We start from the raw sequence: 22,044 nt of genomic DNA on the forward strand, positions 1-22,044 counted from the left end.
GTCGGTTACAGCGGCTTGGCCAACACCCCTGCCGGGGCATGGTCGGCCGCCGTGGCTGGTTCGCCCTGATCCAGTTCACGCGACACCGACAGGCGTTCCTCAGCGATGCGCTGGACCAGATTGAGCGCGCGCTCGGCGCTGCCCAGCAATGCCAGAATCGCGCCGCGTTCATCCCAGCCAAGCTTCTGTTCGCCCTGCAGGCTACGTTCGCGCAAGGCCAGCAAGTCCTTGGCGTGGGCATTCGGCAGGTAGACCCCTTGCGGCCCCTTGCGCACTGCCGGCTCGACGATATCGAGGATGGCGTCGATGATCTTGCGCGCGTTGGCGCTGAACACCTGACGCTCGATGCGGCGGGTGATCTGCGACAGGGTTCGGGTCAGGCTCGCGCTGAAATCCTCTTCCTCGATGAGGCTGGCCAGCAGGTTGGTCTGGCGCGCAGTCAGATCGTTCTTGAACATCTGCGCGGTGTAGCCGCGGATCTCCTGGCTCAGGGTGTCCAGCGCGTGCTCATGTTCCGTGGCGTTCTTCAGCGCCTGGGACTGGCCGCGCGCCGCATCCAGCAGCAAACCCATGCCTTGGCCATGGCGGGTCAGTTCCTGGCTGACCGCCGCGACACCGGTGTTCACGCTGGCCAGCGCGGCGCGGTCGAGATAGCGCGGCACGGCGTAGTCCTCCTCGTCGCTGCGGCTGGCGCCGATGCGCGACAGCACGCGGTCGAACACGCCGATGAAGGGAAACATCAGCGCCGTGTTGAAGATATTGAAGCCGATTGAATAGAGCCCCACTGCCACGGGCACCAGCGGGAAGCTTTCCTTGCCGTCGACCATTTCCGAGCGGGTGACGTCCATGCCGAACAGGCCCATGGCGCCTTGCAGGATGTCCATGGACAGAAAGAACAGCGGAAACATCACTGCCACGCCGATGAAGTTGAAAGCGATGTGCGCGTAAGCGGCGCGCTTGGAGTTCTTCGACAGGTTCAGCGAAGCCAGCCATGAGGTGACGGTGGTGCCCAGGTCGGCGCCCAGGGAGAACGCGACGGCGGTCTGCCAGTCCAGGATGCCCGCGGCGCCCAGGCCCATGACGATGCCGATGGTGGCTGAGGACGAATGGATCATCGCGGTGATGCCCGCGGCAGTCAGCACGCAGATGGCCAGCCCGGTATAGCTGTCGGCCTGCAGACTGGAAATGACCGACATCACCTCGGGCAGGCCGCGCAGGGGTTTGAGGCCGCCGGTGAGCAGGTTCAGGCCATAGAAGATCAGCGAGAAGCCAATGATGGCCAGCGCGAGGTGACGGGTTTTCTCGCTCTTGCTGAACACGTAGACCAGGGCAAACACCCCGGCGAAGATCAGCCCCAGCGGACCCAGCGGCATGGCGATCAGGCCGTTGCCCAGGGTGGTGCCGATGTTGGCCCCCATGATCACGCTGATGGCGGGTCGCAGGCCGACCACGCCGGCGTTGACCAGGCCAACCACCATGACTGTCATGGCCGTGCTCGATTGCAGCACGCCGGTGATCACCGTGCCGGCGGCCAAGCCTTTCACCGGCGTGCCGGCCAGCTTGGCGAGCCAGGCGCGCATGCGGTTGGCCGCCAGGTTGTTGATGCCATCGGACATGAACTCCAGGCCGAGCATGAAGATGCCCAGACCACCGATGACGGGGACCAGCAGGTCTTTGAAGATATCGATTTCCATGGCGGCTCTTTGCGGTAGGGAAGAAGGCCGGCGCCCGGGGTGTGATGATCGAAGCTAGACATGAAATGTGACATATGGGTGACGCGTCGGCCCTGTAGGCCCTGGCCGCGACCACCGGTACATCCGGGACCCCGTAGGAGCGGTCATCGGCCGCGAATGGAGCGCCACGGATCGGCTGATGCATCGTGGCGCCGGGTTCGCGGCCGATGACCGCTCCTACAAGCCAGCGAGCAATTCGCAGAATGGAAGGCGGTTTTTTTGATACGCCTGCGCCATGTGTAGGAATTTTCTGAGACAATAGTGCTAACGATTCGCATTAACCTTGTCTGGCCAGGAAGCTTTACATGTCACGCCCTACCCCGCTGCAACGCCCCCACGCTCCGCGCAATCTGTTGGCCATGGCCATCTGCATGGCCACGATGGCCCCGGCACTGGCCGCCGATGGCACCCAGACCCAGGGACAGACGGCCCCGGGCGTCATCGAATTGGGTGCCAGCCAGATCACCTCGGACTCGTTCCAGCTGGGCAGCTTCACCGAAGGCTCGCAGTCCTACACCACCGGCGCCATGGCAACCGCCACCAAGCTGCCGCTTAGCCTGCGCGAAACGCCGCAATCGGTGACCGTGATCACCCGTCAGCGCATGGATGACCAGGCCATGACCAGCATCAACGATGCGGTGCGCGCCACCCCGGGCCTGTTCCTCAACTATGCCAACGGCCCCGGCCGCCAGGCCTATTCGGCGCGCGGCTTCGACATCGACAACTTGATGTACGACGGCATACCCAGCGGCTATTCGGGCGTAACCATCGGTGCCCAGCCCAACCTGGCCATGTTCGATCGGGTCGAGGTCGTGCGCGGCGCGACAGGGCTGGTGACCGGTGCCGGCAACCCCTCGGCGGCGATCAACCTGGTGCGCAAACGGCCATTGGCCGAGCAGAAGGTGACCTTGACCGGCGCTGCCGGCAGCCACGACGACTACCGTGGCGAGATCGACGCGTCCAGCCCGCTCAACGAGGCCGGCACGTTGCGGGGCCGAGTGGTGGGTTCGTACCGAGACGCAAACAGTTTCATCGACGGCGTCGAAGAGGACCACGGCCTGTTCTACGCCGTCACCGAGGCGGACCTGGGCGAAGACACCCTGCTGACCCTCGGTTTCTCCCATCAGAAAGACAAGACCAACTACTTCTGGGGCTCCTCGATGATCGGCCAGGACGGCCATCATCTGGACCTGCCGCGTTCCTACAATCCGGGTACCGACTGGGAAAACAAGGACCAGGAAATCAATACCGTGTTCGCCGAAGTGCGCCAGCGCCTGGCCAACGACTGGAACCTGCAGGTCAACGCCAACTACGCCGAGCAGAACGGCTTGTTCTCCGGCTCTTATCAGTCGCGCTGGGTCAACAACACGCTGGCACGTACCGTCTACCAGTCCGCCCACGACGAAAACCAGGCCGGCCTCGATGCCTTTGCCAGCGGTCCTTTCCAGGCGTTCGGGCGAACGCACGAACTGGTCGTGGGGGCCAGCAAGCGCATCTACGACATGACCACCCACAACTACGACCCGTACGACACCAACTGGCCGATCGACGCCGGCAAGCCGAACTTCACCCACACCGACAACGGCCGCGAAGTCACTACCCAGGATGGCGTGTACCTGACCACGCGGCTGAGCCTTGCCGACCCGCTGAAGCTGATCCTGGGTGGTCGGGTGGACTGGTACGACTATGACAATCGCGACGGCGAAGGCGACTACAAGGTGACTCGCAACGTCACCCGCTACGCCGGCCTGATCTACACGCTGGACGACCACCATTCGGTGTACGCCAGCTACAGCGATATCTTCACCCCGCAGAGCGCGCAGGACACCAGCGGCACGCCGGTCAAGCCGATCGTGGGCAAGAACTACGAAATCGGCATCAAGGGCGAGTACTTCGACGGCGCCTTGAACGCCAGCCTGGCGTTGTTCCGGGTCGACCAGGAAAACCGCGCGGTGCAGATCTTCGTCGACAACTGCCCGCAACTCAGCTGCTACGAAGCCTCGGGCGAGGTGCGCAGCCAGGGTATCGACTTCGAGCTGCAAGGGGCGCTGACCGATAACTGGCAGGTGGGCGGTGGCTACACCTACGCGCGGGTCCACACGCTCAAGGACAACGCGAACCCACAGAATGAAAACCAGCGTTTCGACACCGACATTCCCGAGCACCTGTTCAAGGTCACCACCAGCTACCGCTTCCAGGGCCCGTTGGAAAAACTGCGCGTGGGCGGCACCTTGTCCTGGCAGAGCCGCCTGTACAACGACATCGACCTGGCCGACGGCAGCCGCTACCGCCTGGAACAGGGTGGCTATGCCATCACCGACCTGATGGCCGGCTATCAGGTCAACCGCAACCTGGACCTGCAGTTGAATGCCAACAACGTGTTCGACCGCAAGTACTACAATGCCATCGCCAACTCGACCAGCTATGGCGGCGACAGCTACGGCAATCCGCGCAACCTGATGCTGACGGCCAAGTACAGCTTCTGATCGGGCGCAACAAGCGGGTCGATGAGCAGTACTGGTATCATCGCCCCACTTTCCGCTTGGGCCACGCCATGAATCGCCGTAAGAAAATCAAACAGCTGTTGCAGGCACACGCCAAGAAGGCCAGCGCCAAGCTGGCGCCACAGAGCAAGGACCGCTACATCAGCAAGGCCGATCGGGCGAAGCTGGCGCTCGAGGCGGATGCCCCAAGCCCGGCCGCCGAGCAGGACTGACGCGAGTTCGGGTGGCGCGTCACGGGCCATGCGGCGGCAGTGTGCGGTCGCCTGTCAGGGCGCAGGGTAGCTATCCATGAACGCCCCCTTAGAACGTTCGACCGCAGTGCCGGGTCCTATCGGTACGATCCTTGTCCCGGGCGGTGCAGCATGGCGTTGATACCCGATCTATCCAGTGGCGCCTGCGCGCTGATCTGTGGTGCCAGTCAGGGCATCGGCTTGGCGTTATGCGAGCAGCTGTTGCAGCGTGAGGATGTCGCGCAGGTGTTTGCGGTCTCCCGCGAGGCCACCACGAGCGTCGAACTCGCGGCATTGGCCCAGCGCCATGGATCGCGGTTGGTCACCCATGATTGTGATGCGCGCGATGAGCAGGCGCTGCAGCGGCTGGCCAGTGCAGTAGCGGGCGATTGCAATCATTTGCACCTGGTGATCAGCACGCTGGGCATTCTGCATCAGGACGGCGCGCGGCCGGAAAAAGGTCTGGCGCAACTGGAGCTGAGCAGTCTGCAGGCCAGTTTTGCCACCAATGCCTTTGCGCCGGTGCTGCTGCTCAAGCATCTGCTGCCGTTGTTGCGCAAACAGCCTACGACCTTCGCGGCGCTGTCGGCCCGCGTCGGTTCGATCGGCGACAACCGCCTGGGTGGCTGGTACAGCTATCGCGCCAGCAAGGCGGCGCTCAACCAGCTGCTGCGCACTGCCAGCATCGAGCTCAAGCGTTTGAACCCCGCCGCCACGGTCCTGGCCTTGCACCCGGGCACCACCGACACCCGCCTGTCCCAGCCCTTTCAAGCCAACGTGCCGGCCGACAAACTGTTCGACCCCGACTTCGCCGCACGCTGCCTGCTCGAATTGATCGGCCAGCACGGACCGACGCAGACCGGCAGCTTCTGGGCCTGGGATGGGCAACCCATACAGTGGTGAGTCCGACGCACCGCGTAAGCTGTAACGAGGCTTGCGCCGCTGCTACAAGGGATTGAGGGATTCGATCCAGTCGATGTGTTCGGCCAGCTCCACTCGTTTGCTTTCGAGCCCGTTCTGCCGGGCGTGGGCCAGCCGCTCGAGGGTGCGGCGCTTGAGGTGCAGCAGGCGTTGCCACTTGGCCAGGAACGCCGGCGTGCGTTGCTGCAGTTGCAAGGGCCCGAAAAACAATTCCTGTGGGCTGTACGCGACCGGCTCGCCAGGGTCAGCGACGATGATCTCGTAGTCGAAGCGATTTTCCCGCAGCACCTCTTCATGGCGGATGCCATAGCCATTGTCCATCAGCCACTGCCGCAGGTGGCGTTCACCGCCATTGGGCTGCAGGATCAACCGCTCGCCGGTGCTCAAACGCGCCTTGCCCGCCTGCAGAATGTCGCGAATGGTTTCGCCGCCCATCCCGCAGAGGGTCACGGCCGTGATCCGGTCGCTCGCTTCGATTGCCGCCAGGCCGTCGGCCTGACGCACGCTGATGCAATGCGCCAGCCCGTTCTCGTCAACGCTGCGCCGGGCCGCCAGAAACGGCGTCAGGGCGACCTCCCCGACCACGGCCCGAGGGACGATGCCACGCAGGACCAAGGCCACCGGCAGGTAGGCATGATCCGAACCGATGTCAGCCAGGCGCGCGCCGGCGGGGACCTGGGCGGCGACCTGCTCCAGGCGGTGAGACAAGCTCTGCGGGTTCACGAGGCAACGATTCTCCAGGTTCAACGCGTGCCGTTCAGGCCCGCATGGGCGGGCATTCTGGCGAGCACGCCAGCGTATTTCAACTCATCCGGCAGGATCCTGCGCAGCGCGTGCCGCCAGCAGGCCCACGACCCATTCACGGCTGTACGCCAGCGCCCGCGCGGCCATGGGCGTGGGGAAGTGGATGAAGCCATGGGGCGAGGCCGGCAACAGGCGCAGCTCCACGCCGGCCACCCTGCCCCAGCGTTCGGCCATCAGCAGGGTATCGTCGCGCAATGGGTCCAGTTCACCGACGAACATCAGCGCCGGCGGCAGTCCATCCAGGTCGCCATGCAGCGGCGACAGCGACGGTTGCCGCCGTTGCTCGTCGTCCAGGCCGGGGGTTAGCCGACGGAAGGCCTCGAGCATGCCTGGCCCGTCCAGCACCAGGGTTTCGGGGCCCGCCTCGCGCACGCTGGGCGTGCCGGTCAGGTCGAATACCCCGTAATACAGCAGCGCCCCGCAGACGCGCTGCAGCAACGCCGGCCATCGCTTGAGCTGCAGCAGCGTGGCCGCTGCCAGGTGGCCACCGGCGGACTCACCGACCATGATCACCGGCAGGCCCTCGAGCTCGGGAAAGCCGCCACCGAGCACGCAGCGCGTGGCCGCCAGGCAGTCGTCGAGCAAGCCCTGCAGCGGGGTCGACACGGCCAGCCGGTAGTCCACCGAGACCACCGCCACGTCGCAGGCCTGAACCAGGGCGATGTTCACGTCATCGTTCATCTGCGCGTTGCCGATCACCCAGCCGCCGCCATGGAAATCCAGCACCAAGCCCTTGGCTGGCCCCTGCGGGCGGATGATGCGCACCCTCACCGGAACGGCATCGGCGCTGACCAGCACGCGATTCTCGATGGCCAGGCCATGGTTGACAGGCTTCAGCGCCTTGCCCAGCTGGCCGGCACGCAGCAGTGTCTGGATCAGCATTGGCGTGACGCGGTTGCGGATGCGGAACCGCGGCAGGCGCTCGAGGGTCTTGTTGAAGCGCTGCGCCTGCGCGATCTGCGCTGCATCGAACGACCAGCTTTGCTTGGTCTCCACCTGGAGTGTCCTCAGTGCGTAGGTATGTATCGGATATGGATGGGCTGAGGTCGACGCGGTTCCCATGCGAGCAGGTAGCGCCATTAGCGACTATGCTGGCCGTCCAGGAGCCTGCCATTGAAAGTCATCGGATCGTTGCCATGGGTCATCTGAACCGCACTTGCGGATTGCTGTTCAAGTCTGTCTGCGGTCTGCTGCTGTGCAGCGCTCTCCTCCCGGCTGCCTGGGCCGCGCACCCGCGCACCTTCGATCTGTACATGCCCGAGGCGCCGCCGCTGAGCATGGCGGGGGATGCGGGGCAGCAAGGTATCGTCGCTGACGCCGCTCGGCAGGCCATGACGTTGGCGGGTTATCACATGAATATCAATGTGCTGCCCTGGCTTCGCGCGCAACGGACTGTGCAGCACGGGCAGGACCTGCTTATCGTGCCGCTGTCGCGAACTCCCGACAGGGAAACCAGCTACACCTGGATCGCCCCGATCATGAGCATGGACCGGGCGTTTTTCACCCTCGACAAGCGCGTCGACAGCTTTGCCCAGGCACGTCGGACCTATCGACGGATCGCCGTGGGCATGGGCAGCGCGCAGGAGCGCAAGCTGTACGACGAAGGGTTCGATGCGTCGCAGATCTACCCGTTGCGCATCGGTGAGAATCCGGCGCAGATGCTGCTGCTGGGGCGGGTCGATGCCTGGTTCAACGGGGTGCCGGAATCGCAGTACATCTGGCGCCAGGTTTCCAAGCAGCCGCTGCTGATGAGCCCGGTGCTGATGACCACGGACCTGTACCTGGCGTGTTCGAAGACATGCTCGCCGCGCGTGGTGAGCAGTTTGCGCAAGGCGGTGGAGACGCTGCACCGCAACGGCTCCATCCAGCGTCTGCTGGACCACTACCTGCCTGCCGCGCCTTGAAGGCGGTGTTGCCTTTTTCCGTAGGAACGGCCCGTGGCCGCGAAAAGGGCACCGCGGTGGATCAGACAGTTCGCAGCGCGTTCTTCGCGGCCGATGACCGCTCCTACGGGCGGCTGAGTTTTCCGTAGGAGCGGTCCGTGGCCGCGAAAAGGGCAGCGCGGTGGATCAGACAGTCCGCAGCGCGTTCTTCGCGGCCGATGACCGCTCCTACGGGCGGCTGAGTTTTCCGTAGGAGCAGCCCGTGGCCGCGAAAAAGGCAGCGCGGTGGAGCAGACAGTCCGCAGCGCGTTCTTCGCGGCCGATGACCGCTCCTACGGGCGGCTGAGTTTTCCGTAGGAGCGGCCCGTGGCCGCGAAAAGGGCAGCGCGGGGGATCAGGCCCTGGCGCGGGCGCTGTGCAGTTTCTTGTAGCTGTCGATCAGGCGCAGGTGACGGTCCAGCCCTTCGAGCTTCATGCTGGTCGGGGTCAGGCCGTGAAAACGCACGCTGCCATCCACGGATCCAAGCGCCGCCTCCATCCGCGCGTCACCGAACATGCGGCGGAAGTTGACCTCGTAGTCGGCCATGTCCAGGTCGCTGTCCAGCTGCACCTCGAGCACCACGTTCAGCGCCTGGAAGAACAGGCCGCGCTCAAGCGTATTGGCGTTGTACTGCAGGAACATCTCGACCAGCTCCTTGGCGTCGTCGAAGCGCTCGAGCACCAGCTGGATCAGCACCTTCAACTCCAGAATGGTCAGTTGCCCCCACACGGTGTTCTCGTCGAACTCGATACCGATCAAGGTGCGGATGTCGGTGTAGTCATCCAGCTCCGACTCCTCCAGGCGCTGCAACAGATTGCCCAGCGCATCGTCATCGAGCTGGTGCAGGTTGAGAATGTCTTCGCGGAAAAACAGCGCCTTGTTGGTGTTGTCCCAGATCAGATCTTCGATCGGATAGATCTCCGAATACCCCGGCACCAGGATCCGGCACGCCTTGGCGCCCAAGTGCTCATAGACCGCCATGTACACCTGCTTCTCCATGTCGGCGAGAATCCCGAACAACGTCGCCGCTTCCTCGGCGTTGGCGTTGGCGTTCTCACCCTGTGCGGTGAAATCCCAATCGACAAAGGCAAAATCGGCCTTGGCACTGAAGAAGCGCCACGACACCACGCCGCTCGAATCGATGAAATGCTCGACGAAGTTGTTCGGCTCCATCAGCGCATGGCTTTCGAAGGTCGGCTGGGGCAAGTCGTTGAGCCCCTCGAAACTGCGGCCCTGAAGCAACTCGGTGAGGCTGCGCTCGAGCGCTACTTCCAGGCTTGGATGGGCGCCGAACGAGGCGAACACGCCGCCGGTGCGCGGGTTCATCAAGGTCACGCACATTACCGGGAAGCGACCGCCCAGGGAGGCATCCTTGACCAGCACCGGAAAGCCCTGCTCCTCCAGCCCCTGAATGCCGGCCTGGATAGCGGGATAGCGCGCCAGCACCTCGGCCGGGACATCGGGCAGCGCCAGTTCGCTTTCGAGAATCTCGCGCTTGACCGCGCGCTCGAAGATCTCCGACAGGCACTGCACCTGGGCCTCGGCCAAGGTGTTGCCGGCACTCATGCCGTTGCTCAGGTAGAGGTTTTCGATCAGGTTGGACGGGAAATACACCATCTCGCCGTCCGACTGGCGCACGAAAGGCAGCGAACAGATGCCCCGCTCCACGTTGCCCGAGTTGGTGTCGTAGAGGTGAGAACCGCGCAGTTCGCCGTCGGCGTTGTAGATGGCCAGGCAGTGGGCATCGAGTATCTCGGCAGGCAGCGCATCCTTGCGGCCCGGCTGGAACCAGCGCTCGTCGGGGTAGTGCACGAAGGCCGCATTGGCGATGTCTTCGCCCCAGAACTGATCGTTGTAGAAGAAGTTGCAGTTGAGCCGCTCGATGAATTCACCAAGGGCCGACGCCAGCGCGCTTTCCTTGGTCGAACCCTTGCCGTTGGTGAAGCACATCGGCGAGTAGGCATCGCGGATGTGCAACGACCAGACGTTGGGCACGATGTTGCGCCACGAGGCGATCTCGATCTTCATCCCCAGCCCGGCAAGGATGCCAGACATGTTGGCGATGGTCTGCTCCAGCGGCAGGTCCTTGCCCAGCACATAGGTGCTCGCCCCTTCCGCCTGCGCGGGCATCAGCAAGGCCTGGGCATCGGCGTCGAGGTTGTCGACCTCCTCGATGATGAAATCCGGGCCGGTCTGCACGACCTTCTTCACGGTGCAGCGGTCGATCGAGCGCAGGATGCCCTGGCGATCCTTGGCCGAGATGTCCGCAGGCAGTTCGACCTGGATCTTGAAGATCTGGTTGTAGCGGTTTTCCGGGTCGACGATGTTGTTCTGCGACAGGCGGATGTTGTCGGTGGGAATGTTGCGGGTGTTGCAGTAGAGCTTGACGAAGTAGGCCGCGCACAACGCCGAGGATGCCAGGAAGTAATCGAACGGGCCCGGCGCCGAGCCGTCGCCCTTGTAGCGGATCGGTTGGTCGGCCACCACCGTGAAATCGTCGAACTTGGCCTCAAGTCGAAGGTTGTCGAGAAAATTGACCTTGATTTCCATGGGGCAGCACCTGATGACAGCTAAAACGAATGGCCGGCATTATCCGGTTTTTTGGCGTCTTCGTCTTGGGCGATCTGTCGCTCCCATGGGTACGCTGGCGCCCGGACAACCGCTGCGATACTAAATCGCCGTCATCAGTGAATTATTTAGTGTCATTTTGTATCTCATGGGGACAAGCCGCTTTGACACAAGAGAAACACCCATGAAATCTCGCAGAAAAACCGTCAACCCGATCGGGTTGAACGACATCACCATCGTCGACGACGTCAAGATGCGCAAGGCGATCACCGCCGCCGCGCTTGGCAACGCCATGGAATGGTTCGACTTCGGCGTCTACGGCTTCGTGGCCTACGCCTTGGGCAAAGTGTTCTTCCCGGACGTCGATCCCAGTGTGCAGATGATCGCGGCCTTGGCCACCTTCTCGGTACCCTTCCTGATTCGCCCGCTGGGCGGCCTGTTCTTCGGCGCCCTGGGCGACAAGTACGGACGGCAGAAAGTCCTGGCTGCCACCATCGTGATCATGTCGTTGAGTACGTTCGCGATCGGCTTGATTCCGTCCTATGCCTCCATCGGCATCTGGGCACCCATCCTGCTGCTGCTGGCGAAGATGGCCCAGGGCTTCTCGGTGGGCGGTGAATACACTGGCGCCTCGATCTTCGTCGCCGAGTACGCTCCGGACCGCAAACGCGGCTTCCTCGGCAGCTGGCTGGACTTCGGCTCGATCGCCGGTTTCGTACTCGGTGCGGGCGTGGTGGTGGGCATCTCCGCAGTGATCGGCGAAGAGAAGTTTCTCGACTGGGGCTGGCGCGTGCCGTTCTTCCTGGCCCTGCCGCTGGGCATGATCGGCCTCTACCTGCGCCACGCGCTGGAAGAAACCCCAGCGTTCCAGCAGCACGTCGAGAAGCTCGAACAAGGCGACCGCGAAGGCCTGGCCGGCGGCCCCAAGGTATCGTTCAAGGAAGTGGCAACCAAGCATTGGCGCAGCCTGCTGACCTGCATCGGCATCGTCGCGGTGACCAACGTCACCTACTACATGCTGCTCACCTACATGCCCAGCTACCTGTCGCACAACCTGCACTACAGCGAAAGCCATGGCGTGCTGATCATCATCGCGATCATGGTCGGCATGCTGTTCGCCCAGCCGCTGATCGGCTTCGCCAGCGACAAGTTCGGCCGCAAGCCTTTCATTCTGTTCGGCAGCATCGGCCTGTTCTTCCTGGCCATCCCGGCCTTCATGCTGATCAACAGCGGCCAGATCGGTTGGATCTTCGCCGGGCTGCTGATGCTGGCCGTGGTGCTTAACTTCTTCATCGGCGTCATGGCGTCCACGTTGCCCGCGATGTTCCCCACGCACATCCGCTACAGCGCCCTGGCCAGTGCATTCAACGTTTCGGTACTGATCGCCGGCCTGACGCCGACGGCCGTGGCCTGGCTGGTGGAAAGCACCGACGACCTGTACATGCCTGCCTATTACCTAATGGTGTTTGCAGTGGTCGGCTTCATCACCGCCATCACCATGAAGGAAACGGCCAACAAGCCGTTGCGCGGCGCTGCGCCAGCGGCCTCGGACATCGCCGAAGCCCGAGAACTGCTGGTCGAGCACCACGACAACATCGAGCAGAAGATCGAGGACATCGACAGCGAGATCGCCGCGCTGCAAGCCAAGCGCGAGCTTCTGGTGCAACAGCACCCGCGGATCAACTGAGCCAAGCCCGGCCGGGGGCTGAAGACTGCACTCGCCGTCTTCAGCCCCTGGCCAGACGATCGCGCAGGTAGTCGACCACGGCTGCCTGATCGCCGGCGAACTCGATGCGCGCCGCCTTGCTCTCGCGTTGATAGGCGTACATCGGGTCGTAGTACTCGTGCAGCAGGCCTTCGATCCAGCCGCGGTGCAGGTCGACCAGGCCATAGCGCCGCTGCTCTTCCAGCGCGGCCTGCATCAGCCCCTGCAGACGTTGATGGCGCTCGCCGCCCAGACGCTTGTGGATGCGGTCCAGACTCTGCAGCAGACGCTCGGCAAACAGCGCTTCACCGCGCTCGCCATACAACCCGACGAAGTCTGCGCACAGGTCTACCACGTAGTCGCGCAGAATACGCTTGACGCGATTCTGGAAGCTGTCTTCCAGCCAGACCAACGGATACGCCTGCATGCCCTGATGCAGGCTCAACGGCACGTTGCAACTGCCCACCAGGCGGCTTTCGTCCTCGAGCACGAACTGCTCGATGCCGGCAGCCCGCTTCTTCAACACGTCGATCGCCAGGCTGTTCTCGAAATCGATCTGCGCAGGCTGCCCGGTCGCACGCTTGCCGAAGCTGGAGCCGCGGTGGTTGGCATGGCCTTCCAGGTCCAAAGCGTTGCTCAATTGCGCCAGTACGTCGGTCTTGCCGGTGCCGGTCATGCCGCCCAGCACGACGAACTGGCACTGTTCGACGGCTTGTTCCAGGGTGTCGAGCAGAAAGCTGCGCATGGCCTTGTAGCCGCCCAGTACCCGCGGGTACTCGACGCCTGCCTCGCGCAGCCAGCGCTGCACCGTCTGCGAGCGCAGGCCGCCGCGGAAGCAATACAGATAGCCCTCGGGATTGGCCTTGGCGAATGCCACCCAGGCTTCGACCCGGCGTGCCTTGATCTCGCCGGACACCAGCCGGTACCCCAACTCGATGGCGGCTTCCTGGCCGTGCTGCTTGTAGCAGGTACCGACTTTCTGCCGTTCCAGGTCGTCCATCAAGGGCAGGTTGTGCACCCCGGGGAATGCACCCTTGTCGAATTCGACCGGCGCGCGCGCGTCCATCATCGCTACCTCGCCGAGGAACAACGCGCGGTAGTCGCTGCTGTCTTCGCGCATCAGAACACCTCGACAGCGTGGGGCTGGCGCTCGATCAAGGTGCCGATCGGCGCCAGGTGCAGACCCAATTCGGCGGCCAGCGCGACGAACTCGGCTTCGCCGGCAGCGCTGACGGCTACCAGCAGGCCGCCGCTGGTCTGCGGATCGCAGAGCAGTTCACGCTGCTCGTCGCTCAACGCGGCGATGCGTTCGCCGTAGCTGTCGAAGTTGCGCTGGGTGCCGCCCGGCACGCAGCCCTCGCGCAGGTAGTGGTCGATGCCGGGCAGGCGCGGCACCGCGGCGTATTCCAGGCGTGCGGTTAGTTGGGCACCGTCGGCCATTTCGACCAGGTGCCCGAGCAGGCCGAAACCGGTGACGTCGGTCATCGCGGTGACCTCGCGCAGCTTGCCGAAGCGGCTGCCGGGCTTGTTCAGCGTGCACATCCAGTCGCGGGCCACGCCCACGTCTTCTTCACGCAGCCGGGATTTCTTCTCCGCCGTGGTGAGAATGCCGATGCCCAGCGGCTTGGTCAGATACAGGCGGTCGCCGACCTGGGCGGTGTCGTTGCGTTTCATGTGGCTCTTGTCGACCAGGCCGGTCACCGCCAGGCCGAAGATGGGTTCGGGAGCGTCGATCGAATGGCCACCGGCCAGGGGAATGCCGGCAGCATCGCACACCGCCCGACCGCCGCGGATCACCTCGCGGGCAACCTCCGGGGGCAGCAGGTTGACCGGCCAGCCGAGAATGGCGATGGCCATCAACGGATCGCCGCCCATGGCATAGATGTCGCTGATGGCGTTGGTGGCGGCAATGCGCCCGAAATCGAAGGGGTCATCGACGATGGGCATGAAGAAATCGGTGGTCGACACCACACCGCGCTCGTCGTCGATGGCATACACCGCGGCATCGTCGCGCGAAGCATTGCCGACCCACAGCTTCGGGTCCAGGTTCTGTGCGCCGCTGCCGGCCAGAATCACCTCCAATACCTTGGGCGAAATCTTGCAGCCGCAACCGGCTCCATGGCTGTACTGGGTCAAACGGATAGGCGAATTCATGGCAGCATTCTCGACGTCCTGGAATCAGGCTGCGAATTCTATCAAAGCTGGCCTTTCCTGCAGTGACTCTTATAATCGCGCCACCTCTATCCACGCGCCACGCGTGCCGGGCGTTGCCCGCGCTGCCTGCGTCATCTTTCGGAGACCCACCATGTTCAAGCGCTCCCTGTCACTGGTAGCCGGCCTCGCTCTTTGCGCCAGCGCCGTCACCAGCTTCGCCGCCGATGTCTTGCGGGTTTCGGCCATCCCGGACGAGGCGCCCACCGAACTGCTGCGCAAGTTCAAGCCGCTGGGTGCCTACCTTGAAAAGCAGATCGGCATGAAGGTCGAGTTCGTGCCGGTGGCCGACTACCCTGCCGTGGTCGAGGCGCTGGCGACCGATCGCCTGGACATGGCCTGGCTGGGCGGTTTCACCTTCGTTCAGGTCAACCTGAAGACCGGCAACGCGATTCCCCTGGTACAGCGCGAGCAGGATGCGCAGTTCACCAGCAAGTTCATCACCAGCGACCCGAACGTCAAGTCGCTGGCCGACCTCAAGGGCAAGACCTTCGCCTTCGGTTCGATCTCGTCGACCTCCGGCAGCCTGATGCCGCGCTACTTCATGCTGCAGGACAACATCAAGCCGGAAACCTACTTCAGCCGGGTCGCCTACTCCGGCGCCCATGACGCCACCGCGGCGTGGGTACAGGCGGGCAAGGTCGACGCCGGCGTGCTCAATGCCAGCGTGTGGGACAAGCTGGTCAACAGCGGCAAGGTCGATACCAACAAGGTCAAGGTGTTCGCCACCACGCCGACCTACTTCGACTACAACTGGACCGTGCGCGGTACCCTGGACCCGGCCCTGGCAGAAAAGATCAAACAGGCCTTCCTCGCCCTCGACCCGGCCAAGCCCGACGACAAGGCCATTCTCGACCTGCAGGCGGCCAGCCGCTTCATCGCCACCAAGCCTGAGAACTACAAGGGTATCGAGGACGCCGCTCGCGCTGCCGACCTGTTGAAATGACCCTGCGGCTGTCGGCCATCGACCTGCGCCACCGTAACGGTGTGCAGGCCCTGCGCGATGTGAACCTGAGCATCGAGCCCGGCGAGCGCGTGGCAATCATCGGCCCTTCGGGCGCTGGCAAGTCCAGCCTGCTCAACGTGCTGGCAACCGCTCTGCCGCCCAGCGCCGGTGAGCTGCAGGTGCTGGGCATGCAGCCCTGGCGCCTCGGCAGTCGCGCGCGCCAGCGTCTGCGCGCACGTATCGCGCTGATCCATCAGGCCCCGCCGCTGCCGCCGCGGCAACGGGTGGTGACTGCCGTGCTGGCCGGCAAGCTGGGGCAATGGGGGCTGGGCAAGAGCCTGCTCAACCTGCTGCACCCGGTGGACATCGACGGTGCCCGTGCGCTGCTGGCGCGGCTGGACCTGGACGACAAGCTGTTCGCCCAGTGCCAGCAATTGTCCGGCGGCCAGTTGCAGCGTGTCGGCATCGCCCGCGCCCTGTACCAGGCGCCGGAGCTATTGCTGGCGGACGAGCCCGTCTCGGCGATGGACCCGCGACTGGCCAGGCACACGCTGGACATGCTCTGCCAGCACGCCAGCGAACAGCACGTCACGCTGGTGGCCAGCCTGCACACGGTGGAGCTGGCGCTGGCCTGCTTCCCACGGATCGTCGGCGTGCGCGACGGCCAGATCGCTTTCGACCTGGAGGCCACGCAGGTCACCGCGCAGCGCCTGGAGGCGTTGTACGCGAACGAACACCTGAGCCGCGTGCAAACGCCGGCCGACACCCCTGCTCACTGGCTGCCGCGATGCTGAGCAGGGACCGACGCGACCCTGCCGCGCTGCCGCGCCTTCTGCTTGCCGCCCTGGCGGTGCTGTTGTTGTGGCCCGGCATACGCCTGGCCGAGCTCGATCCATGGGTCCTGTTCGACCCTGCCAGCACCCAGTCCATGGGGGCCTTTCTCGCCGACTTCTGGCCGCCCGCGCATGACCCCGCGTTTCTGACGCTGCTGCTGGACGCCACCTTGCAGACCCTGGCCATCGCCACGGCCGGCATGGCCCTGGCGCTGACCTTGGCCATTCCCGCCGGCCTGCTGGCCAGCCGCGCGCTGTCGCTGTCGGCTGCCAACCTCGGCGGCCAACCCGGATGGGCTGGCACCTGCGTACGCTGGCCGGTGCGTGGCGTGTTGATTTTTCTGCGCAGCGTGCCGGAAATCGTCTGGGCCCTGCTGTTCGTCCGCGCCGTCGGCCTGGGCCCGACGGCCGGCGTGCTGGCCATCGCCATCACCTACGCCGGCATGCTCGGCAAGGTGTATGCCGAGATCTGTGAGTCGGTCGACCAGCGCCCGGCCCAGGCGCTGCTGCGCGCCGGCGCCGGCCGGCTGGCTGCGTTCGCCTACGGCATTCTCCCGGCCGCTGCCGCCGAGCTGACCTCCTACACCGTGTACCGCTGGGAATGCGCCGTGCGCGCCTCGGTGGTGATGGGCTTCGTCGGCGCCGGCGGGCTGGGCCAGCAGATCGACCTGTCGATGCGCATGTTCGCCTCGGCCGAGGTGGCCAGCATGCTGCTGACGTTCATCGCCCTGGTGTTGCTCGCGGATCTGCTCAGTCGCCTGCTCAGGGGACGCTTCGCATGAGGCGCCTAAGCAACCTGCTGCTGGTGCTGGCGATGGTGCTGGCGGTGGTCGGCTCCTTCGTCTATCTGGGGCTGGACCTGTTCACCCTGGGCAATGTCGACAGCCTGCGGCACATGACCAGCTACGCGGCACGCTTCATGTCGCCTGACCTCAGTGCTACCCACCTGCGGGCGGTGGGCCATGGCGCGCTGGAAACCCTGGCGATGTCGGCGTTGGGCACGCTGCTGGCGGCGCTCGCCGGTCTGCTGCTGGCCATCCCCGCAGCCGGGCGCCTGGGCTGGCTGGCGCAAGGCGTGACAAAACTGGTGCTCAATGCCCTGCGGGCCATTCCCGAACTGGTCTGGGCGGTGTTGATGGTGCTAGCCGCAGGCCTGGGGCCGAATGCCGGCACCCTGGCCCTGGCGCTGCACACCGCCGGGGTCCTCGGCCGTCTGTTTGCCGAGGCCCTGGAAAACACCCCTGCCGCACCCGCCGCCGCCATCCGCCTGCAGGGCGGCAATGCCTGGCTGGCCTTCTGTTACGGCACCTTGCCCAATCTGTGGCCGCAACTGCTGGCCTACACCCTGTACCGCTGGGAAAACAACATCCGCATGGCCAGCATCCTCGGTTTCGTCGGTGCCGGCGGGCTGGGACAGATGCTCTACGTGAGCCTGAGCCTGTTCCAGGAAGCACGGGCCAGCACGCTCATTCTGGCCATGCTGGCCCTGGTGCTGGCGGTGGATGCCTTGAGCGGCTGGATGCGCCAGCGCTGGATTCGCCTGTAGCCAGGCCGTGCTGACCGCAAGCGGCATTCGACCTTGGTGTATTTCGACATTAGTCGCGTTGACAAGATCGCCGAGAGCTGTCGATAATCCGAAATAAGTCATACGACAACAGATGACAAAATAATAACGATAAAAGGACTCGCTCATGACAGGCACTCACTCCGTCCAGAATCCCTTCGATCGCCTTCTCCTGACCGGCGCCGCCGGCGGTCTGGGGAAGGTGCTGCGAGAAAGTCTGAAACCCTTCGCCCGCACCCTGCGGCTCTCCGATATCGTCCCGCTTCCCGCCTCTACCAATACAGCTACTCGTTCCGATACCCAGGAAGAATTCCAGTTGTGCGATCTCGCCGACAAGCAGGCAGTGCACGAGCTGGTGCAGGGCGTGGACGCCATCGTGCATTTTGGCGGGGTGTCGGTGGAGCACGCGTTCGAAGACATCCTGGGGCCCAATATCTGCGGGGTCTTCCACATCTACGAAGCCGCACGCCGGCATGGCGTCAAGCGCGTGGTGTTCGCCAGCTCCAACCATGTGATAGGTTTCTACAAGCAGGACCAGACCATCGACGCCCATTCGCCCCGGCGTCCGGACAGCTACTACGGCCTGTCCAAGTCCTACGGCGAAGACCTGGCAACGTTCTACTTCGATCGCTACGGCATCGAAACCGTCAGCATCCGCATCGGCTCTTCGTTCCCCGAGCCGGCCAATCGCCGAATGATGAGCACCTGGCTTAGTTTCGACGACCTGACCCGCCTCATCGAGCTGAGCCTGTTCACCCCGGACGTCGGCCACACGGTGGTCTACGGGGCTTCGGCCAACCGTGATCTGTGGTGGGACAACCGTTTTGCCGCGCACCTGGGCTTCACACCCAAGGACAGCTCGGAAGTGTTCCGCGACAAGATCGAAGCCCAGCCGATGCCTGCCGCCGACGACCCGGCGAGGGTCTATCAGGGCGGCGCCTTCGTGGCCGCCGGGCCGTTTGGCGACAACTGAATCCTTTGCGACTTTAAAACAACAACAACGCTGGAGTTATCCATGGATTTCAAACGCACGTTACTCGTAGCCGCTCTCCCGCTCGCCTTCTGCCTGTCCGGGCTGGCGCAGGCCGAGATCAAGATTAAGTTCGCCGAAGTGCACCCGGCCGGCTACCCGCCGGTGGTGGCCGAGCAGGCCATGGGCAAGAAACTCGAAGAGCAGAGCAAGGGCGAGATCAGCTTCAAGATGTTCGCAGGCGGTGTACTGGGTTCCGAGAAGGAAGTGGTCGAGCAGGTGCAGAGCAACGCGGTGCAGATGACCCGCGTGAGCCTGGGCATCGTCGGCCCGGTAGTACCGGACGTGAACGTGTTCAACCTGCCGTTCATTTTCCGCGACCAGGCCCACATGCGCAGCATCATCGACGGCGAGATCGGTCAGGAGATTCTCGACAAGATCACCAACTCCGAATTCAACCTGGTCGCGCTGGGCTGGATGGATGGCGGTACGCGCAACCTCTACACCAAGAAGCCGGTACGGCAGATCAGTGACCTGAAGGGCATGAAGATCCGCGTGCAAGGCAACCCGGTGTTCATCGACACCATCAACCAGATGGGCGGCAACGGCATCGCCATGGCCACCGGCGAGATCTTCAGCGCCCTGCAGACCGGCGTGATCGACGGCGCCGAGAACAACCCGCCGACCATGCTCGAACACAACCACTACCAGAACGCCAAGTTCTACACGCTCACCGAACACCTGATCCTGCCCGAGCCCATCGTGATGTCGAAGATCACCTGGAACAAGCTCAACCCGGAGCAACAGGCGCTGGTGAAAAAGCTCTCTCGCGAAGCACAAATGGAAGAGCGTGTGCTGTGGGACAAGAAATCCAGCGAAGCCGAAGCCAAGCTCAAGGCCGGTGGCGTGGAGTTCATCACCCTCACGCCCGAGCAGAAGAAAGCCTTCTACGACGCGACCCAGCCGGTGCGCGACAAGTACGGCGCGCCGTACAAAGAGTTGATCACCCGCATCGAAGCCGTCAAGTAAGTCTGTCCGTCAACACCACGGGGGACCGGGCATTTGCCCGCTCCCCCGCCGCTGGGTGAGCCTCATGAAAAACACTGTGCTGCGTTTCAACGACCTGCTTTACCGGGTGTGCATCGGGATCGCCGGCTTGTCGGTCCTGACCATGACCCTGATCATTCCATGGGGCATCTTTACTCGCTACGCGCTGGGCAGCGGTTCCAGTTGGCCGGAGCCGGTGGCGATCCTGCTGATGGTGGTCTTCACCTTCTTCGGCGCCGCCGCCAGCTACCGCGCCGGCGCGCACATGGCCGTGGCCATGGCCGTGGACCGCATGCCGGCGCAGGTTCGCCGAGTGGCGGCATTCGCGGTTCAGCTGCTGATGGCGGTGGTCGCGCTGTTCATGATTTTCAAGGGCTTCAAGCTGTGCGCCAACACCTGGAACCAGTACCTGGGTGAAGTTCCTTCCATGCGGGTAGGCATTTCCTACCTGCCCATCCCGATCGGCGGCATCGTGACTTTGGTCTTCATCCTGGAAAAGCTGTTCCTGGGTGACCAAAGCCACCGCGCCGTGATGCGGTTCGACGTCGTAGAAGCCAGTGAAGGTACTGCGTAAATGGATGCTCTCATACTGTTGGGCAGCTTCATCGCCTTGATCCTGGTGGGCATGCCGGTGGCCTATGCGCTGGGTCTGTCGGCGCTGATCGGAGCCTGGTGGATCGACATCCCGGCCGATGCGCTGATGATCCAGATCGCCGGTGGGGTGAACAAATTCTCGCTGCTGGCCATTCCGTTCTTCGTGCTGGCCGGTGCGATCATGGCCGAAGGCGGCATGTCGCGCCGGCTGGTAGCCTTCGCCGGGGTGCTGGTGGGTTTCGTGCGCGGTGGGTTGTCACTGGTCAACATCGTCGCTTCGACCTTTTTCGGCGCCATCTCCGGCTCGTCGGTCGCCGATACCGCGTCGGTGGGTTCGGTGTTGATTCCGGAAATGGAACGGGCCGGCTATCCGCGTGATTTCTCCACGGCCGTAACCGTCAGCGGCTCGGTCCAGGCCCTGCTGACGCCACCTAGCCACAACTCGGTGCTGTACTCGCTGGCCGCTGGCGGCTCGGTGTCGATCGCTTCGCTGTTCATGGCCGGGATCATGCCAGGGCTGTTGCTCAGTGCGGTGATGATGGGCTTGTGCATGATCTTTGCGCGCAAGCGCAACTATCCCAAGGGCGAAGTCATTCCGATGCGCCAGGCGCTTAAGATCGCCGGTGAGGCATTGTGGGGAATGATGGCGCTGGTGATCATTCTCGGCGGCATTCTCTCGGGCGTGTTCACCGCGACCGAATCGGCAGCCATCGCCGTGTTGTGGTCGTTCTTCGTGACCATGTTCATCTACCGCGACTACAAGTGGCGCGACCTGCCCAAGCTGATGCACCGGGCGGCACGGACCATTTCCATCGTGATGATTCTGATCGGTTTCGCTGCCAGTTTCGGGTACATCCTGACGCTGATGGAAATCCCGATGAAGATCACCACGGCGTTCCTGACGCTGTCGGACAACCGCTACGTGATCCTGATGTGCATCAACGTGATGCTGCTGATGCTGGGCACGATCATGGACATGGCGCCGTTGATTCTGATCCTGACACCGATCCTGTTGCCGGTGATCGTCAGCGTGGGTGTGGATCCGGTGCATTTCGGCATGATCATGCTGGTCAACCTGGGCATAGGCCTGATCACACCGCCGGTGGGTGCGGTGCTGTTCGTCGGTGCGGCGGTCGGCAAGGTGACCATCGAAGCCACGGTCAAGGCGCTGCTGCCGTTCTACCTGGCGCTGTTCATGGTGCTGATGCTGGTCACCTACGTTCCGGCCATCTCCCTCTGGCTGCCGAGTGTGGTGTTGTAAATCCAAGTATTGCGGGGTGTCCAACACCCTGCAACGAACCGATGCACTGAAATCCCTTGTAGCAGCGGCGCAAGCCGCGTCGGCGGTGCGTGCTATCCGCCTGTCACATCGCGGCGTATCCGGACGCGGCTTGCGCCGCTGCTACAGGGGGACGGAGGTGTTCCTCAAGGGCCTTCGTAGGAGCGGTCCGTGGCCGCGAAGTTGTCGCCGCGGTGTGCCAGACCATCCGC

General features: G+C 63.8%; 19 protein-coding genes. 13 read left to right on the forward strand and 6 right to left on the reverse strand.

What is annotated here, in order from left to right:
- Positions 1-5 precede the first annotated feature (5 nt).
- The gene (locus H7993_RS05915) at positions 6-1,694 is read right to left on the reverse strand and encodes a Na/Pi cotransporter family protein (protein ID WP_185793769.1); all 1,689 of its coding nucleotides are present in this window, start codon (positions 1,692-1,694) and stop codon (positions 6-8) included.
- 344 nt (positions 1,695-2,038) lie between these two features.
- On the opposite strand from H7993_RS05915, the gene H7993_RS05920 reads away from it, so the two are divergent.
- The 3 genes from H7993_RS05920 (at position 2,039) to H7993_RS05930 (ending at position 5,370) form a co-directional block, all read left to right on the forward strand.
- Positions 2,039-4,219, forward strand: coding sequence for a TonB-dependent siderophore receptor (locus H7993_RS05920; RefSeq protein ID WP_185793770.1), 2,181 nt, complete (start codon positions 2,039-2,041; stop codon positions 4,217-4,219).
- Between the two features lie 68 nt (positions 4,220-4,287).
- Complete coding sequence (locus H7993_RS05925; protein ID WP_185793771.1) at positions 4,288-4,449, forward strand: DUF2986 domain-containing protein; 162 nt, start codon at positions 4,288-4,290, stop codon at positions 4,447-4,449.
- Positions 4,450-4,599: 150 nt separating this feature from the next.
- A complete protein-coding gene (locus H7993_RS05930) occupies positions 4,600-5,370 on the forward strand; it encodes an SDR family NAD(P)-dependent oxidoreductase (RefSeq protein ID WP_185793772.1) in 771 nt (256 codons plus the stop codon).
- A 42-nt stretch (positions 5,371-5,412) separates the two neighbouring features.
- On the opposite strand, the gene H7993_RS05935 is transcribed toward H7993_RS05930, so the two are convergent.
- Together H7993_RS05935 and H7993_RS05940 are read right to left on the reverse strand one after the other, a co-directional pair.
- Positions 5,413-6,111, reverse strand: a complete 699-nt coding sequence (locus H7993_RS05935) for a tRNA (adenine(22)-N(1))-methyltransferase TrmK (protein WP_185793773.1) — start codon at positions 6,109-6,111, stop codon at positions 5,413-5,415.
- 84 nt (positions 6,112-6,195) lie between these two features.
- On the reverse strand, positions 6,196-7,188 hold the full coding sequence (locus H7993_RS05940; RefSeq protein ID WP_342345032.1) for an alpha/beta hydrolase: 993 nt from the start codon (positions 7,186-7,188) through the stop codon (positions 6,196-6,198).
- 140 nt (positions 7,189-7,328) lie between these two features.
- Between H7993_RS05940 and H7993_RS05945 the strand changes: the two genes are divergently transcribed.
- Positions 7,329-8,096: a substrate-binding periplasmic protein gene (locus H7993_RS05945; protein ID WP_185793774.1), complete on the forward strand. Its 768-nt coding sequence runs from the start codon at positions 7,329-7,331 to the stop codon at positions 8,094-8,096.
- Between the two features lie 373 nt (positions 8,097-8,469).
- Here the strand turns inward: H7993_RS05945 and H7993_RS05950 are convergent, their stop codons facing one another.
- Positions 8,470-10,665, reverse strand: a complete 2,196-nt coding sequence (locus H7993_RS05950; RefSeq protein ID WP_185793775.1) for an OsmC domain/YcaO domain-containing protein — start codon at positions 10,663-10,665, stop codon at positions 8,470-8,472.
- A 202-nt stretch (positions 10,666-10,867) separates the two neighbouring features.
- Between H7993_RS05950 and proP the strand changes: the two genes are divergently transcribed.
- Positions 10,868-12,370, forward strand: coding sequence for a glycine betaine/L-proline transporter ProP (proP, locus tag H7993_RS05955; RefSeq protein ID WP_122478977.1), 1,503 nt, complete (start codon positions 10,868-10,870; stop codon positions 12,368-12,370).
- Positions 12,371-12,410: 40 nt separating this feature from the next.
- Here proP and mnmH read toward each other — a convergent pair whose 3' ends face one another.
- Together mnmH and selD are read right to left on the reverse strand one after the other, a co-directional pair.
- Positions 12,411-13,508 (reverse strand): tRNA 2-selenouridine(34) synthase MnmH, encoded by a 1,098-nt coding sequence (mnmH, locus tag H7993_RS05960; protein WP_185793776.1) that lies wholly within the window; start codon positions 13,506-13,508, stop codon positions 12,411-12,413.
- Positions 13,508-14,542, reverse strand: coding sequence for a selenide, water dikinase SelD (selD, locus tag H7993_RS05965; RefSeq protein ID WP_185793777.1), 1,035 nt, complete (start codon positions 14,540-14,542; stop codon positions 13,508-13,510). Before selD ends, mnmH begins: the two co-directional genes overlap by 1 nt.
- A 151-nt stretch (positions 14,543-14,693) precedes the next feature.
- On the opposite strand from selD, the gene H7993_RS05970 reads away from it, so the two are divergent.
- The 8 genes from H7993_RS05970 (at position 14,694) to H7993_RS06005 (ending at position 21,814) form a co-directional block, all read left to right on the forward strand.
- Positions 14,694-15,545 carry a putative selenate ABC transporter substrate-binding protein gene (locus H7993_RS05970; RefSeq protein ID WP_185793778.1) on the forward strand — a complete coding sequence of 284 codons (852 nt, stop codon included), beginning with the start codon at positions 14,694-14,696 and terminating at the stop codon, positions 15,543-15,545.
- Positions 15,542-16,339, forward strand: a complete 798-nt coding sequence (locus H7993_RS05975; protein WP_185793779.1) for a phosphonate ABC transporter ATP-binding protein — start codon at positions 15,542-15,544, stop codon at positions 16,337-16,339. Before H7993_RS05970 ends, H7993_RS05975 begins: the two co-directional genes overlap by 4 nt.
- On the forward strand, positions 16,333-17,160 hold the full coding sequence (locus tag H7993_RS05980) for a PhnE/PtxC family ABC transporter permease (RefSeq protein WP_122478987.1): 828 nt from the start codon (positions 16,333-16,335) through the stop codon (positions 17,158-17,160). The genes H7993_RS05975 and H7993_RS05980 overlap by 7 nt, the downstream gene beginning before the upstream one ends.
- The gene (gene phnE, locus H7993_RS05985; protein WP_185793780.1) at positions 17,157-17,924 is read left to right on the forward strand and encodes a phosphonate ABC transporter, permease protein PhnE; all 768 of its coding nucleotides are present in this window, start codon (positions 17,157-17,159) and stop codon (positions 17,922-17,924) included. Before H7993_RS05980 ends, phnE begins: the two co-directional genes overlap by 4 nt.
- Positions 17,925-18,069: 145 nt before the next feature.
- Positions 18,070-18,915, forward strand: coding sequence for an NAD-dependent epimerase/dehydratase family protein (locus H7993_RS05990; RefSeq protein WP_185793781.1), 846 nt, complete (start codon positions 18,070-18,072; stop codon positions 18,913-18,915).
- A gap of 42 nt (positions 18,916-18,957) precedes the next feature.
- Complete coding sequence (locus H7993_RS05995) at positions 18,958-19,941, forward strand: TRAP transporter substrate-binding protein (protein WP_185793782.1); 984 nt, start codon at positions 18,958-18,960, stop codon at positions 19,939-19,941.
- A 64-nt stretch (positions 19,942-20,005) separates the two neighbouring features.
- Entirely contained in the window at positions 20,006-20,533 is a 528-nt protein-coding gene (locus tag H7993_RS06000; protein WP_185793783.1) for a TRAP transporter small permease, read from the forward strand.
- Positions 20,534-21,814, forward strand: a complete 1,281-nt coding sequence (locus H7993_RS06005) for a TRAP transporter large permease (protein ID WP_185793784.1) — start codon at positions 20,534-20,536, stop codon at positions 21,812-21,814.
- Positions 21,815-22,044: the final 230 nt, after the last annotated feature.

Source organism: Pseudomonas baltica (assembly GCF_014235765.1).
Classification (GTDB): Bacteria; Pseudomonadota; Gammaproteobacteria; order Pseudomonadales; family Pseudomonadaceae; genus Aquipseudomonas; species Aquipseudomonas baltica.

Coding starts and splice junctions, on each gene's coding strand:
- mnmH (WP_185793776.1), bottom strand. CDS start 13,508: ATGCGCGAAGACAGCAGCGACTACCGCGCGTTGTTCCTCGGCGAGGTA.
- H7993_RS05930 (WP_185793772.1), top strand. CDS start 4,600: ATGGCGTTGATACCCGATCTATCCAGTGGCGCCTGCGCGCTGATCTGT.
- proP (WP_122478977.1), top strand. CDS start 10,868: ATGAAATCTCGCAGAAAAACCGTCAACCCGATCGGGTTGAACGACATC.
- H7993_RS06000 (WP_185793783.1), top strand. CDS start 20,006: ATGAAAAACACTGTGCTGCGTTTCAACGACCTGCTTTACCGGGTGTGC.
- H7993_RS05975 (WP_185793779.1), top strand. CDS start 15,542: ATGACCCTGCGGCTGTCGGCCATCGACCTGCGCCACCGTAACGGTGTG.
- H7993_RS05995 (WP_185793782.1), top strand. CDS start 18,958: ATGGATTTCAAACGCACGTTACTCGTAGCCGCTCTCCCGCTCGCCTTC.
- H7993_RS05970 (WP_185793778.1), top strand. CDS start 14,694: ATGTTCAAGCGCTCCCTGTCACTGGTAGCCGGCCTCGCTCTTTGCGCC.
- H7993_RS06005 (WP_185793784.1), top strand. CDS start 20,534: ATGGATGCTCTCATACTGTTGGGCAGCTTCATCGCCTTGATCCTGGTG.
- H7993_RS05920 (WP_185793770.1), top strand. CDS start 2,039: ATGTCACGCCCTACCCCGCTGCAACGCCCCCACGCTCCGCGCAATCTG.
- H7993_RS05925 (WP_185793771.1), top strand. CDS start 4,288: ATGAATCGCCGTAAGAAAATCAAACAGCTGTTGCAGGCACACGCCAAG.
- H7993_RS05990 (WP_185793781.1), top strand. CDS start 18,070: ATGACAGGCACTCACTCCGTCCAGAATCCCTTCGATCGCCTTCTCCTG.
- H7993_RS05915 (WP_185793769.1), bottom strand. CDS start 1,694: ATGGAAATCGATATCTTCAAAGACCTGCTGGTCCCCGTCATCGGTGGT.
- H7993_RS05980 (WP_122478987.1), top strand. CDS start 16,333: ATGCTGAGCAGGGACCGACGCGACCCTGCCGCGCTGCCGCGCCTTCTG.
- selD (WP_185793777.1), bottom strand. CDS start 14,542: ATGAATTCGCCTATCCGTTTGACCCAGTACAGCCATGGAGCCGGTTGC.
- H7993_RS05950 (WP_185793775.1), bottom strand. CDS start 10,665: ATGGAAATCAAGGTCAATTTTCTCGACAACCTTCGACTTGAGGCCAAG.
- phnE (WP_185793780.1), top strand. CDS start 17,157: ATGAGGCGCCTAAGCAACCTGCTGCTGGTGCTGGCGATGGTGCTGGCG.
- H7993_RS05945 (WP_185793774.1), top strand. CDS start 7,329: ATGGGTCATCTGAACCGCACTTGCGGATTGCTGTTCAAGTCTGTCTGC.